13 protein-coding genes are annotated in these 14045 nt (G+C 68.2%); 7 read left to right on the top strand and 6 right to left on the bottom strand.

All coding sequences use genetic code 11. The annotated features are described in order from the left end of the window. Nucleotides 1–6: 6 nt before the first annotated feature. Nucleotides 7–420, bottom strand: a complete 414-nt coding sequence (locus ACWPOC_RS10815) for an STAS domain-containing protein (protein WP_455408609.1) — start codon at nt 418–420, stop codon at nt 7–9. 292 nt (nt 421–712) lie between these two features. Between ACWPOC_RS10815 and ACWPOC_RS10810 the strand changes: the two genes are divergently transcribed. Then, nucleotides 713–1939 (top strand): EAL domain-containing protein, encoded by a 1227-nt coding sequence (locus ACWPOC_RS10810; protein ID WP_120280447.1) that lies wholly within the window; start codon nt 713–715, stop codon nt 1937–1939. A gap of 16 nt (nt 1940–1955) precedes the next feature. On the opposite strand, the gene ACWPOC_RS10805 is transcribed toward ACWPOC_RS10810, so the two are convergent. From ACWPOC_RS10805 to ACWPOC_RS10795, 3 genes are all read right to left on the bottom strand, one after another. Next, complete coding sequence (locus ACWPOC_RS10805; protein ID WP_455408608.1) at nt 1956–3017, bottom strand: DICT sensory domain-containing protein; 1062 nt, start codon at nt 3015–3017, stop codon at nt 1956–1958. A 133-nt stretch (nt 3018–3150) separates the two neighbouring features. Then, nucleotides 3151–3927 carry a CoA-transferase subunit beta gene (locus ACWPOC_RS10800; protein WP_455408607.1) on the bottom strand — a complete coding sequence of 259 codons (777 nt, stop codon included), beginning with the start codon at nt 3925–3927 and terminating at the stop codon, nt 3151–3153. Continuing rightward, complete coding sequence (locus tag ACWPOC_RS10795) at nt 3924–4841, bottom strand: CoA transferase subunit A (RefSeq protein ID WP_455408606.1); 918 nt, start codon at nt 4839–4841, stop codon at nt 3924–3926. The genes ACWPOC_RS10800 and ACWPOC_RS10795 overlap by 4 nt, the downstream gene beginning before the upstream one ends. A 71-nt stretch (nt 4842–4912) precedes the next feature. Between ACWPOC_RS10795 and ACWPOC_RS10790 the strand changes: the two genes are divergently transcribed. Further along, nucleotides 4913–5809 (top strand): LysR family transcriptional regulator, encoded by an 897-nt coding sequence (locus tag ACWPOC_RS10790; RefSeq protein WP_271039180.1) that lies wholly within the window; start codon nt 4913–4915, stop codon nt 5807–5809. Nucleotides 5810–5861: 52 nt separating this feature from the next. Here the strand turns inward: ACWPOC_RS10790 and ACWPOC_RS10785 are convergent, their stop codons facing one another. After that, the gene (locus ACWPOC_RS10785; protein ID WP_455408605.1) at nt 5862–7295 is read right to left on the bottom strand and encodes an MFS transporter; all 1434 of its coding nucleotides are present in this window, start codon (nt 7293–7295) and stop codon (nt 5862–5864) included. A 204-nt stretch (nt 7296–7499) separates the two neighbouring features. On the opposite strand from ACWPOC_RS10785, the gene ACWPOC_RS10780 reads away from it, so the two are divergent. Further along, nucleotides 7500–8720, top strand: a complete 1221-nt coding sequence (locus tag ACWPOC_RS10780; protein ID WP_455408604.1) for a CaiB/BaiF CoA transferase family protein — start codon at nt 7500–7502, stop codon at nt 8718–8720. A 202-nt stretch (nt 8721–8922) separates the two neighbouring features. Continuing rightward, complete coding sequence (locus ACWPOC_RS10775; protein WP_301951975.1) at nt 8923–9198, top strand: WhiB family transcriptional regulator; 276 nt, start codon at nt 8923–8925, stop codon at nt 9196–9198. Between the two features lie 5 nt (nt 9199–9203). On the opposite strand, the gene ACWPOC_RS10770 is transcribed toward ACWPOC_RS10775, so the two are convergent. Further along, entirely contained in the window at nt 9204–9896 is a 693-nt protein-coding gene (locus ACWPOC_RS10770; protein WP_016692368.1) for an SDR family NAD(P)-dependent oxidoreductase, read from the bottom strand. A gap of 215 nt (nt 9897–10111) precedes the next feature. Here ACWPOC_RS10770 and ACWPOC_RS10765 point away from each other — a divergent pair, with 215 nt between their 5' ends. The 3 genes from ACWPOC_RS10765 (at nt 10112) to ACWPOC_RS10755 (ending at nt 14032) form a co-directional block, all read left to right on the top strand. After that, nucleotides 10112–10825, top strand: coding sequence for a dienelactone hydrolase family protein (locus tag ACWPOC_RS10765; protein ID WP_455408603.1), 714 nt, complete (start codon nt 10112–10114; stop codon nt 10823–10825). 205 nt (nt 10826–11030) lie between these two features. Beyond that, complete coding sequence (locus ACWPOC_RS10760; RefSeq protein WP_455408731.1) at nt 11031–12965, top strand: 2-oxoacid:acceptor oxidoreductase subunit alpha; 1935 nt, start codon at nt 11031–11033, stop codon at nt 12963–12965. After that, nucleotides 12962–14032: a 2-oxoacid:ferredoxin oxidoreductase subunit beta gene (locus tag ACWPOC_RS10755; protein ID WP_230790579.1), complete on the top strand. Its 1071-nt coding sequence runs from the start codon at nt 12962–12964 to the stop codon at nt 14030–14032. The genes ACWPOC_RS10760 and ACWPOC_RS10755 overlap by 4 nt, the downstream gene beginning before the upstream one ends. Nucleotides 14033–14045 lie beyond the last annotated feature (13 nt).

Here is a 14045-nt window from a genome sequence, read left to right as displayed (position 1 = left end):
GCCGTATCAGGCGGCGGACACGCTCCCCACGAGGTCGTCCTCGGTGACGTCGAGGTCGGGAGCGAGGATCTCGAGCAGCATGCGCACCTGACGTGTGGGTGCGACGACGTGGAAACGGCCGGGCCGGATGTGATCGGCGTCGGCGAGTGCCGAGGCGACCTCGGAGTACATGAAGGTCACCTCGGACAGGTCGACGACGACGTGGTCGCCCGAGTGTGCGAGGTCGCCGAGAGTGGAGGCGAACTCCGCTCGGGCGGTCATGTCGAGATCGCCCTTCGCCCGCAGGACACTGCAGCGACGGGACGGCGAGTGGACGTCGAGGCGGTAGCGCGGCGCTCGGGCGACGGTCGCCGCACCGGCTCGTGAGAGTGCCCCGGTGTCGGTGATGATCCTGCGGGTGGTGCTCGTACGTGTGCTCATTGCGGTCTCCTGTCGGCGTGGATTCGTGCCGTCCGGTGCGGGCTGGATCATGCGCAGGCGGTCGGCCTGCTGTGGGTCCCGGTGAGAACGTCGGGGTCGCGGTGAGAACTCGCCTCGGGCTTGCACAGAGCCTGTCCGACGGAGGTCGCTTCCCGACGACCCGTCCGGTAACGGAACGGTAACGCAAAATCACGGTTCGATAACGCATCCGTCTGAACTGCGAAAATGTCCTATGTCTCGACTCCGTCGGCCCGAGCGGACGATCGGTGCCCGGAGATGGGATGCTGGATTCATGAGCGCTGTTCCTGCCGACGCTGCCGCCGACGCGGAGGCCGCGTTCGGCGGCCTCACCGTGGAGACGGAGCTCGCCCCCATCCACCGGCTCGGCAGCGGTGCGCTGTCCGCCGTCGAACTGCAACTGCGTGGTCCGGGAGGATCATCGTTGCACGACGCCACCGCGCTGAGCGAGGCCGCCCGGGCCATGCACCAGAAGTCGCAGCTGGACCGCATCAAATGGCGCAGGGCCGGCCGGCACGTCGAGTCGGCCGTGCCGCATCTGGTCACCCTCGATCTCGATTCCCTCGACGAACTCGGCGCGCTCGATGACCGCCGGAGCCCGACGACGGTCGTGCTCATCACCGAACAGGCGCTGATCGCCGCCCCTGCCAGGACGCTGCGCACCATCGCGGCGGCGCGCACCGCCGGCATGCTCGTCGCGGTGGACGGTGTGGGAGCGCGTGTCCAGGCCCTCGCGCTGCTGCCGCTCGTCGAACCGGATGTGATCATCACGTCGCCGGCCCTGATCGCGCGTGCGGCCGACGCCTCGACGGCGAGGATCGCACACGCCGTCGCCGCGTACACCGAATCCAGCAGCGCGGTCGTCATCGCGCAGGGTGTCGATTCGGAACTGCATCGCCGCCGCGCTCTGGGATTGGCCGCCGAATACGGAATGGGCGCGCTGTATCCGGCAGTCGGATCGACCGGGGATCCCGCGCAAGCGGATTCGGATGTCGAACCGATGTCGCTGCGTCCGCGACCGGCCGCTCCGGACGACCCCGAACTCACCCCCTTCGCTCTGGCATCCGAAGGGCGCAGGCGCACACGTAGTTTCAAGCGACTTCTGGTGTCGATGAGCAAGCTGCTCGAGACCAACGCGGTGGGAGCCGGACCGGAGACGATCGTGCTCGGCACATTCCAGCGCGCCGAGCACTTCACCCCGACCTCCCGGGCACGATGGGCGCAGCTCGCCGAACAAGTCGCCTACACCGGGGTCTACGGCGTCGGAATCGATCCCTACGTCGACTCCGCGGTACACCACGCGCCGTTGGACCCGAACGATCCGATGGTCGACGAATGGAACGTCGTCGTCCTCGGCCCGCACTTCGCGTGCGTGCTCGCCGCGCTCGACATGCACACCGACGCAGCGGATCTCGACCGAGAGTTCCACTACGTGCTGTCCTACGACCGCGGCACCGTGATCCGGTGCGCCCACAGCATCCTGGCGCGCTTCGAGGGGTGACCCGCGGGAGAGCGGCTCAGGACGACGGTGGGATCTCCACGGGTACCGGTCGTGGGCGGGACAGGGTCGCGCGCGCCGCGCGGGCGACGGCCTCCCGGTCGTAGGAGACGACGTACTCGAACTCCCGCTCGCCGCCGGCCGTGCGACGGTGCAGGTCGAGGGCCGAGAGTGCGCACGCGAACGACTCTCCCAGGAGGATGACGTTCCACTCGTCGACGAGGGGATCGTGCGGCTCGATCGGGACGAGGTCCGGGCCCGAGGCGCTCGTGCCGAAGCCGACCGCGAAGACCGCGACGTGCGCGAGGGTGTCGGCCATCGACATCCATCGCCTGCGTGCGGCTCCCGTGAAGTGGTCGTGGTGCTGGAAGGTGCCGAGGGCGACCGTGTCGGGGCCGGCCTCCCCGGCTCGCGCCTCGAGGTCGGCGCTCATGGACACGAGCAGACCCTTGCCGCTCCGCACGCGTTCCCGCCCGGCAGACAGGATACGGAAGGGCGTGGCGGTCGCATCGTCGAGCGGTGCGCTCCAGGTGGGTTCACGGAACAACCCACCGCGCGGCGAGGAAGGATCGGACTTGCCCTCCACAGTGTGTAGTGCTGCACCGCAACCGAAGCCGATGCCGTGGGCGAGGACCGCCTCGCGATGCAGGTCGGAGTCGACGCCCTCGGCGAGAACGACGGAGTTCGTGCGCTCGCAGTGGGCCCGCAACGACAGCAGGGTCGTGGCGGCCCGCACATCGGATGCGACGAGTGCCTCGGCCGGTACGACGACCACCTCCGGTTCCACCAGGGCCAGGACCACCGTGGCGCGCGACGCCGATTCCGCGATGCGTACCGCCACGGCGAATCCGCGCTCGCGCACGGCCGCGATCCCGCGCAGGACCGTCGCGGGATCGGCGAACACCTCGTGCTCGTCGACCAGTGCGACGGCAGCGCGACCGGCCACCGACCCACGCGCGAGGTCGGTCAAGGGCATCAGGACGGGGACGCCCCGATCCGAGCCGGAGTCCGCCACGGTCGACGGCATCACGGCCGCGACGACCGTGCCGTCCACGAGGTCGTGGATCGCGCTCGCGTGCATGACGTGCCGCCTTCCCGCATCACGCGACGGTCCGTCCGCCGGGCATCACGCGGACGCGCGCAGGCTCGCAGGATCCGGGGCATCGTCCGCTGCGGACATCCTGCCAGCCGCCACGTCGGTCACGTCGACGGGATCACCGCAGATACAGGCGGACCTTGTCGATCTCGTTGCGCAGCAGGTCGATCTCCTCGGCTGTGGGATCCTCGGTCAGCGTCAGTTCGTCGGAGATCTTCAGATCCCAGCCGGTCGCGGCGCGGACCTGGTCGACGGTGACACCGCGGTGGATGCTGGTCAGTTCGAGTTCGTCGAAGGGATCCTGCCGCGACAGCACGCCCAAGCTGGTGAACACCTTCGTCACGCCGCGGCCGCGGGGCATGATGCCGACGCCGGCCTCGCGGGCGCGCACCGGGCTCGGGGTGGTGCAGAAGTCCAGTTCGGCGGGGAAGGCGCTCGGATCGTGGCGTCGCATGATCACGAACACCTCGCCGGCGTTGGGCATGATCTCGACGGCTCCGCCGCCGCCCGGCAGACGCACGGTGGGCTTGTCCCAGTCACCGATGATGCTGGTGTTGAGGCTGCCGTAGCGGTCGATCTGCGCCGCACCGAGGAAGCCGACGTCGACGTTGCCGCCTTGCAGCACGTACCCGAACAGCGACGCCATGGACACCACGGATTCGGCGCCGGAGACCACGACGGAGTCGGCGATGCCCTCGGCCATCGCCTCGGGGTGCGCACCGCAGACCCCGGACTCGTAGATCAGCTCGACGTCGGGGTTGGAGGTGCGGGCGGCGAGGTCGACGGCGAGGGTGGGCAGACCCACCCCGGCGAAGACCCGGGCCTTGCCGGCCAGGGCCCGCGCAGCGACGGAGACGATCAGTTCGGTGGTGGAGAAGGTTTCGGTGGCGGTCACTTACGGCTCCCGTAGTCGACGGTCCCGGAGGGGCGCGGCGCGACCTCGAGGTCGGCCCAGTACTCCTCGCCCAGTTTCTCGAGGTATTCGGCGTGATCGGCGGTGGTGAGGACCCATTCCTTCAACCAGGTGCGCAGCTGCTGGGGGTCCTTGCTGATCGCGGTCCAGCGGCGGTAGAAAGCGCAGTCGCGGTCGTAGTAGCCCTGCGCGTAGGAGGGGTGCGCTCCGCGCGGGCTCAGCACCACCGCGTCCACCGCGTGCGAGGGGACGAGGGTGCGGCTGGGATCGGAGCGGATGACGTCGTCGTCGACGATCTCCTCGACCACCACGATGGCCTTCTTCGCGGCGTAGACCGCTTCCTGCTGCACACCGGCGATGCCCCAGATCTGGACGTTGCCGGAGCGGTCGGCGCGCTGGGCGTGGATGATCGTCACGTCCGGGTTCAGTGGAGGCACGACGTAGACGCTGCCACCGCCGAAGGGGTCCTCGACGAGCCGGATGTTCGGGTTGATCTTCGGCAGGTCGCTGCCGGCATACGAGCGCAGCGGGAAGAAGGGCAGCCCGGCCGCGCCGGCCTGGTAGCGGCAGACCATGCCGTAGTGGCTGTACTCCTCGACCTCGAGTGAGACAGGGTCGTGGTCCTCGATGCGCCGGCGGATCTCGTAGAGCGAACCGGCCGAGCCGCTGGCGAAGAACGAGGCGACGAGCTTCGAGACGCAGTCGGCGGCGATGAGCTGATCGGAGATGATGTCGGGGGTCATGCGGCACAACGTCAGGTCGCGCCTGCCCTGCCGGATGATCTCGTGCGCCGCGGCGAACGGGATGAGGTGCGAGAAACCCTCGAGGGCAACGGTCATGCCGTCCTCGACATAGGTGGCGATCGCCTCGCGCATGGTCATGAGTTTGTCCGGCATACCGGTCGTCCTCCGTGTGGTCGGTAATTCGGTGTCGGATATCAGGCGCCCGCAGGCGCAATAATCGACGGGTGGAGATCCAGCAGGTGAAGGCGTTCCTGGCGGTGGCGGAGGAACTGCATTTCGGTCGGGCGGCGCAACGGCTGCACATGGCCCAGCCGCCGCTCAGCCGCACGATCCGCAGGCTCGAGAAGGAACTCGGTGCCGAACTCTTCGAACGCAACACCCGCAGCGTGCGGTTGACGGAGAGCGGTCGCGCGCTCGTGGAGCCGGCCCGGAACATCCTCGACGCCTGCCGGCTGGCCGAGATGGCGGTGACCGCCGCGGGGTCGGGTCAGACCGGCAGGGTCCGTATCGGTTTCGCCGGTTCGTCCTCGCACTATCTCGTGGGTCGGTGGGCGAAGCTCGTGCGGCGCACCCATCCCGGTATCGAATTCGTGCTCGACAGTTCGGCGTACGCGAGCGAGGCGCTCAACAAACTGGCCGCGGGCAAGCTCGACATCGGCATCGTGCGCCTGTTGTTCTTCCCACCGGGGATCGCGTCGCGCGTCGTGGCCCGCGAGAACCTCGTCGTGGCGCTGCCCAAGGAACACCCGCTCGCCGACCGTGAGGAGGTCCGGCTCGAGGACCTCGCGCACGAGGCGTGGGTGATGCTGCCCGCCGAACCCGGATCGATGTTGCGCGAGCTGTTGCTCCGTCTCGCCCACGACGTCGGCTTCACACCCAGAATCGTTCAGAGCGCCCCGGATTCGCTGTCGCTGATCGCCCTGGTCTCGGCCGGGGTGGGATGTTCGATGACGGTCTCGTCGGTCGCGGCGAACGTCATCAACCCCGAAGTCGTGTTCGTCCCTCTCGCCGATCATCCCGAGCCGCTCGACGTGCGGCTCGTGTGGCGGGAGGACGACGACAGTGCCGCGCTGCGAGAGGTTCTCCGCCTCTCCGAGGAAGCGCTGCCGACTCCGGAGTGACCGGGGCCGGCCGGCGACTGCGCCGGCCGGCCCGGAGTGCGAAGGATCCGTCCTAGGCATGGACGCGATCTCGTGGGGTGTCGTCGGAGCGAGGGGTGTCCTCGGTGCCCGGCGTGCGGCGGTCGCGCTCGGCCGCCTCCGACTGCTCGAGGGCGAGTTCGTCGGCGTCGGACTTCTCGGCGACCGAGGGTGCCTTCGGGTCGTATCCGGTGCGCTTGAGCAGTGCCAGGGTGCACACGAGGGAGACCGCTGCGTAGCAGGCCGCCGCGATGGCCACGCCGGTGACGTCGCCGGACGTGTTGAGCAGGTACTGGGCGAGCACCGGGGTGCCACCGCCGACGATCAGCGAGCACAGCTGGTAGGCGAGCGACAGGCCCGAGTAGCGGATGTTCGCCGGGAAGGCGCGGGCCAGGATGCCGGCGATCGCGCCGTAGAACATCGAGTGCGGAATCGTCGCGAGGCACATACCGATCACAGCGATCGCGAAGGTCTCGGTGCGGATCGCGAAGAACATCGCCGGCATGAGGAACAGCTCCGGGACGATCATCAGGAGCATGGCCTTGCGCATGTCGATCTTCGACACCAGCACGGCACCGAATGGCTGCACGATGAACTGCACGACGAGGGCGATGGCGATGATCGCGAGGAAGGTGCCGCGCTCGTAACCGAGTTCGCTCGTCGCCCACGACAGCGCGAAGGTGTTCTTGAAGTAGGTCACCTGGGCGAGGGGCAGTGCGCCGGCGCCGAGCAGGACCAGGACCCAGTGCTTGCGCAGCACTTCCTTGATCGGGAGCTTGACGGTCTTCTTGCGTGCCAGAACGGCTTTCATCGCGTCCGATTCCTCGAGCTTGAGGCGGATCACCATGCCGATGACGACCAGCACGCCCGAGAGCAGGAACGGGATACGCCAGCCCCACATCATGAACTGCGGGGTGGGCAGCGCGGCGAGGAAGAAGAACGCCATCGTCGACAGCAGGTTGCCGGCGGGCGAACCCTGCTGCGCGAACGCCGAATACAGGATTCCCTTGCCCTTCGGGGCGTTCTCGCTGGCGATGAGGACGGCACCGCCCCATTCGCCGCCGACCGCGACGCCCTGCACGATGCGCAGGAAGACCAGCAGGACCGGCGCCCACATCCCGATCTGTGCGTAGGTCGGGAGCAGGCCGATACCCACCGTCGCGATGCCCATCATGACGAGCGTGATGACGAGGGTGTTCTTGCGTCCGATGCGGTCGCCGAGATGGCCGAAGATGACGCCGCCGAGCGGGCGGGCGAGGAAGCCGGCCCAGAGGGTGACGAACGCGAGGAGGGTCGCGACGCCACTCGAGAGTTCGTCCGAGAAGAAGATCTGGCCGAACACCAGCGCGGCGGCCGTGCCGTAGATGTAGAAGTCGTACCACTCGATGGTGGTGCCGATGAAGGAGGCGATGCCGGCCTTGCGGGCCTTCTTCGCGATCTCCTGATCGGTGGGTGTGGACGAACTCATGCGCCCTCCGTCTCTTACGCCCCCGACGAGGCGGGTGGAATGTGGTCTGCGTCTCATCAGAGAGTGGCAGGGCTCGGCTTTCCAGTCCAATACCCAATGGAACGCAGATCGATACCCCAGAGGTATTACCGGGGAGTCGGTGTTCGGCCTGGTAGACATACACCGACGCCGGACGGGAACCGCGGACGCGAAAGGACACACAGGGTGACGAGCGACGGAACCAATCGGAGCGAGGTCGAGGTTTCTGCAGGCCTGCCGCTGGAGGGCATCACCGTGGTGAGCCTCGAGCAGGCGGTCGCCGCGCCCCTCGCGACGCGCCATCTCGCGGATCTCGGCGCCCGGGTCGTCAAGGTCGAACGCGTCGGCGACGGCGACTTCGCCCGCGCCTACGACAGCGCCGTGCAGGGACTGGCCGCCCACTTCGTGTGGCTCAACCGCGGCAAGGAGTCCTTCGCCGTGGACCTCAAGTCGCCCGAGGGCATCGACGCGGTGAAGAAGCTGATCAGCGGCGCCGACGTCTTCCTGCAGAATCTCGCACCCGGCGCGGTGGAGCGTCTCGGACTCGGTGCCGACGACCTGCGTGCCGACCACCCGGAACTGGTAGTGGTCAACATGTCGGGATACGGCACCGACGGACCGATGCGCGACCGCAAGGCCTACGACATGCTCGTGCAGTCCGAGACGGGCCTGTGCTCGATCACCGGCACGCCCGAGACGGCAGTGAAGACGGGCATCCCCACCTCGGACATCGCCGCGGGTATGTACGCGCTCACCTCGATCCAGGCGGCGCTGCTGCGCCGGCACCGCACCGGCGTCGGCGCGACGATCGACGTGTCGATGTTCGATGCGACCGCCGAATGGCTCGGCTACCCGATGTACCTGCAGATGTACCAGGGACGCCAGGTGCCGCGGATGGGTCTGTCGCACACGTCGATCGCGCCGTACGACAAGTACCCCACCTCGGACGGCGAGATCCTCATCGGCGTGCAGAACGACCGGGGCTGGCGCACGCTCACCGATGTGCTCGGCATGCCCGAACTGGGCGACGATCCGCGCTACGCCACCAATCTCGAGCGGGTGCGTCGCCGCGAGGAGGTCGATGCGCTGGTCGGGCAGGCCACCAAGCAGTTCACGAGCGCAGAGCTCGACGAGAAGCTCGCCGATGCCGGTGTGCCGGCTGCGCAGCTGCGGGATCTACGCGGGCTCATCGAACACCCCCAGCTCGCGACGCGCGACCGCTGGCGTGAGGTGCAGACCGAGGCGGGCCCGGTGCGTGGCATCCTGCCGCCGATGAACTTCCGCGACGTCGAACTGCCCATGGGTGCGGTTCCGGGTCTCGGTCAGCACACCGACACGGTGCTCGCCGATCTCGGGCTCACCGACGAGCAGATCGCTGGTCTGAAGAAGGCCGGCATCGTCGGCTGATCCGCCCTGTCCCGTCCGCTCGTCAAATGTGCGGCCATAGCGTCCGGTGCTTATAGGTATCCGAAGCGACTGGCATCGTCGATTCTGATGGATTCGTGCTGCTCAGCGATTGACGATCACCGCCGGGTACCGAAAAATGGCCGTACAAATACTCGTTCGACGAGTGCGGGTCCGCGATGGCCCGATGGGCAAGGAGGCGGCGATGTACGGATCCGGCGACCGTGATTGGGTGGTCGCGGCGCGGTGCCGCGGGGTGGACACGTCGATGTTCTTCCCTCAGCCCGAGGACGGCCGCGGTGCGGTGCTCCGGGCCGAGCGGCAGGCGAAGGAGGTCTGCCGCTCCTGCCCGGTGATCGACGCGTGCCGAGCGCACGCCGTGCGCACCGGAGAGACGCACGGCGTGTGGGGCGGCATGAACTACGCCGAACGGCGGGCGTTCGAACGCTCGATGAAACTCGGTCGCCTCCAGTCGGCCTGACGCTGTCAGCCGACGTTGGTGACGGGGATCAGACCACCGGTGATGGAGGCGCCCGCATCGGAGATCAGGAACTCGATGACCTTCGCGATGTCGGCCGGCTTCGACCAGCGGCTCGTGTCGGCGTCGGGCATCGCGGCGCGGTTGGCCGGGGTGTCGATGACGACCGGCAGCAGCGCGTTGACGCGGATGTGATCGTCGCGGTACTCGAGCGCCATCGTCTCGACCAGCGCCGACACCGCCGCCTTGGAGGCGATGTAGGAGGCGCCGCCCGGGAAGGGGTTGAGCGTCGCGGCGGTGGAGATGCAGACGATCGATCCACCGCCGCGGCGGATCAGGTGGGGCAGCGCCGCCTGGCTGACGGAATAGGCGGTGCGCAGGTTGAGGTCGAGCTGGGAGTCGAGCACCTCGATCGGGGTCTCGTGCACCCGCGGTCCCGAGGTGAAACCGCCGACGAGGTTGACGACGCCGAAGAGGGGAGCGTCGGGGTCGTCGCACGCCAGGTTCAGGGCGTCCTCGAGTTGCTGCTCGTCGGACAGGTCGGCCTGGACGAGCTGGAGGTTCGGATGCGTGCCCACGCGCTCGAGCTCGTCACGGACCAGCCACGGCACCACGACCCGCCATCCGGTGTCGAGGAGATGTTTCGTCACGGCGCTGCCGAGGCCGCCGGTGCCACCACTGACCAATACGGTGCGAGCCATCTGCCTGTATCCCTTTCGAGCGAGCCGTCTGCTGTGCTCCGAGCGTCCGCCGGTGCACGAGAGGAACGATACCGTAAAACGGAAATGATGTTCTCATTTTTTCGGTGGGTGGGACGGGCGGTCCCTGAGCTGCAGCGACGCGTGGATGCGCTGCCCGCTGAACGACTTCGTACGAAGATCATGACGAACAAACGACGCAAGTGGAAGGACGGTCGATGACCGACATCGAGGCAGAATTCGTTCACATCGCAGGTCTGCGCGCCTATCTGGCCAGGCCGCTCGGCGGTGCCACCGGAGGAATGCTGTTGCTGCCCATGATCACCGGCATCGACGCCCAGGTCCGCGAGTACGCGCACGACATCGCCGGAACCGGTGTGACCGCGCTCGTCTGGGACCCCTGGCACGGACCGAGCGCCGACGACACCTCGCGCGAGGAGCTCATGGAGTTGATGCACGGTCTCGACGACGAGAAGTGCCTCGCGGAAATGGCGATCTTGCTCGACCACGCGTTCGGTGAACTACGCCTGGAGAAGGTCGGCGTGATCGGATGGTGCCTCGGCGGACGTCTCGCCCTGATCCTCGGCGCCCGCGACACGCGGGTCGCGAACGTCGTGGCCTACCACCCGTCGATCGCGGTGCCGCCCGCCCCGAACCACACGATCGACGCCGTCGAGCAGGCAGGTCGCGTCGCGGCACCCGTCATGGTGCTGCACGCCGGCGCCGACACGATCATGAGCGCCGAGACCTTCGCGGACCTGCAGGCGACGCTGCAACAGCGCGAGACCGGCGCGACCATCACCCACGTCTACCCGGGTGCCGAACACGGCTTCTCCTCCCGCGGCCGGCACGGCAACCCCGTCAACGCCGACGCCTACGCCGTGTCGTGGCCCCAGGCGCTGAGCTTCGTCGGGGACACCGTCAGGTCCTGACATCGGCGACACCGTCAGGTCCTGACATCGGCGACACCGTCAGGTCCTGACATCGGCGACACCGTCAGGTCCTGACGCGTTCGCTACAGAAATGGCTTTCCGCTGCGGTGATTGCTGGCAATTGCCGTAGCGGAAAGCCGATCTTGTAGCGGATGAGCAGAAATTTTCGGGAGAAACGGTTGCACATGCGCGCGTGAGGGCCACGATGGAGCGCATGGCGTCGAGCGCGAAACTCGAACAGGTCGTCATCCGCATCGCCGGCGACTCCGGCGACGGCATGCAACTCGCCGGTGACAGGTTCACCGCCGAGGCGGCCGCCTTCGGCAACGACCTGGCCACACAACCCAACTTCCCCGCCGAGATCCGCGCACCTCAGGGAACTCTTCCCGGGGTCTCGAGCTTCCAGATCCAGATCGCCGACCACGACATCCTCACCGCCGGCGACCGGCCCGACGTGCTGGTCGCGATGAACCCGGCGGCCTTCAAGGCCAACGTCGGAGACCTGCCCCGAGGCGGCACCGTCATCGTCAACAGCGACGAGTTCACCAAACGGAACCTGAGCAAGGCGGGTTACGACGCCGATCCGCTCGGCACCGACGCCGTGGAGCACCTGACCGTCCACGCCCTGCCGATGAGCACGCTCACCGCCGGAGCCGTCGAGCCCGCCGGCGTCGGCAAGAAGGACGCGCAGCGCTCGAAGAACATGTTCGCGCTCGGTCTCCTGTCGTGGATGTACGGGCGGCCGATCGCGCCGGTCGAGACGTTCCTCGGGCGCAAGTTCGCGTCGAAGCCCGACATCGCGCACGCGAACGTCCTCGCTCTGCGCGCCGGCTGGAACTACGGGGAGACCACCGAGACGTTCGCCACGACCTACGAGGTGGCCCGCGCGTCGCTGCCACCCGGGATGTACCGGCAGATCACCGGCAACACCGCCCTCGCCTACGGACTCGTCGCGGCGGGTCGCGCGGTGGGGATGGACGTCTTCCTCGGCACCTACCCGATCACTCCGGCCTCCGACATCCTCCACGAACTGAGCAGGCTCGAACGCTTCGGCGTGCACACCTTCCAGGCCGAGGACGAGATCGCGGGTATCGGCGCTGCGATCGGCGCATCCTATGGCGGTGCGCTCGGCGTCACCAGCACGTCGGGCCCGGGGATCGCCCTGCAATCCGAGGCCATCGGTCTGGCGGTGATGACCGAGCTGCCGCTGATCGTCGTCGACGTCCAGCGCGGCGGACCGTCCACAGGCTTGCCGACGAAGACCGAACAGGCCGACCTGATGCAGGCGATGTTCGGCCGCAACGGCGAATCACCCGTCGCGATCGTCGCTCCGCAGTCGCCCGCCGACTGCTTCGACGCGGCACTCGAGGCCGCGCGCATCGCGATCACCTACCGCACCCCGGTCATGCTGTTGTCCGACGGCGCGATCGCCAACGGATCCGAACCGTGGCGGATCCCCGACATCGACGACCTGCCGCGCATCGATCCGCGCTTCGCCGGGGCGCCGGGCGACGACGACCCCGGCTACCAGCCCTACGCTCGCCATGCCGACACCCTCGCCCGCGACTGGGCGATACCCGGAACCGCAGGTCGTGAGCACCGGATCGGTGGACTCGAGAAGGCCGACGGCACCGGCGACATCTCGTACCACCACACCAACCACGAGTTGATGACCCGACTGCGGGTCGCGCGGGTGGCCGGCATCGACGTCCCGGATCTCGACGTCGACGACCCCACCGGCGACGCCGAGGTACTGGTGCTCGGCTGGGGTTCGTCGTACGGGCCGATCGGCGAAGCCGTGCGCCGCGCCCGGCGATCGGGGCATGTCGTCGCCCGCGCGCACCTCCGGCACCTGGCGCCGATGCCGAAGAATCTCGGCGACGTGCTCGGCCGCTACCGGCGCGTGCTGGTCCCCGAGATGAACCTCGGCCAGCTGTCGTTCCTGCTGCGGTCGCGGTTCGACGCCGATATCCAGCCGGTGACGAAGGTGGCGGGCATGGCGTTCCGTGCCGACGAACTCCACGACGCCATCGAGGCCGAGTTCGCCGGAACACTCGCCGACACCGAACGATTCCGGACGCCGGCCGCGGTCGCCTCCTCGACGAAACTCGATCCCACAGCAGAGAGGGCACGAGCATGACCGGACTCCTCGGCCACGATCTCGGACTCCGCCCGCACACCGACGCACTCGACGGTGTGCCCCGCACGGAGGACCCGCAGAAGGCGAAGGACTTCACCTCCGACCAGGAGGTGCGGTGGTGTCCGGGCTGCGGCGACTACGTCATCCTCGCCACGGTCCGCAGCCTGCTGCCCGAATTGGGTGTCCGGCGCGAGAATCTCGTGTTCGTCTCCGGCATCGGCTGTTCGTCGCGGTTCCCCTACTATCTCGACACCTACGGTGTGCACTCGATCCACGGACGCGCCCCGACTCTCGCGACCGGTCTCGCGGTGACGCGCCCCGATCTGTCGGTGTGGGTCGTCACCGGCGACGGCGACGCCCTGTCGATCGGCGGCAACCATCTCGTCCACGCCCTGCGCCGTAACGTGAACATGCGGATCCTGTTGTTCAACAACCGCATCTACGGCCTCACCAAGGGGCAGTACTCGCCCACCTCGGAGGTCGGCAAGGTCACCAAGTCCTCACCCGGCGGGTCGGTCGACGCGCCGTTCAACACCCTCTCACTCGCGCTCGGCGCCGAAGCGTCCTTCGTCGCACGTGCTCTCGACTCCGACCGCGCCGGGCTGACGGAGGTCCTGCGCGCGGCAGCGCACCATCGCGGTGCGGCGTTCGTCGAGATCCTGCAGGACTGCCCGATCTTCAACGACGGCTCGTTCGACGTGCTGCGCAAGGACGAAGCGCCGTCGCATCTGATCCCGCTGCGGCACGGCGAACCGATCGTCTTCGGGGTCGACGACGAGCTGTGCGTCGTCAGAAAGGGTTTCGGCCTGCGGGTGGTGCAACGTTCCGAGGTGGATGCCGCCGACATCGTCGTGCACGACGCGCACACCGACGACCCCGAGTACGCGTACGCACTGTCGCGGCTGTCGGACCAGGACCTGCGTTACGTCGTCACGGGGATCGTGCGGCAGGTCGCGCGGACGACCTACGACGACGCCGAGCGCGCCAGGGTGCGGACCGCGCAGGAGGCCGGTACCGCCGACCTGCAGCAGTTGTTGCGGGGCGACAACACGTGGACCGTGCCCTGATGGCCGTATCCGC

The organism is Rhodococcus sp. 5G237 (assembly GCF_053764735.1).
This window is presented reverse-complemented; position numbering and strand designations above follow the sequence as displayed.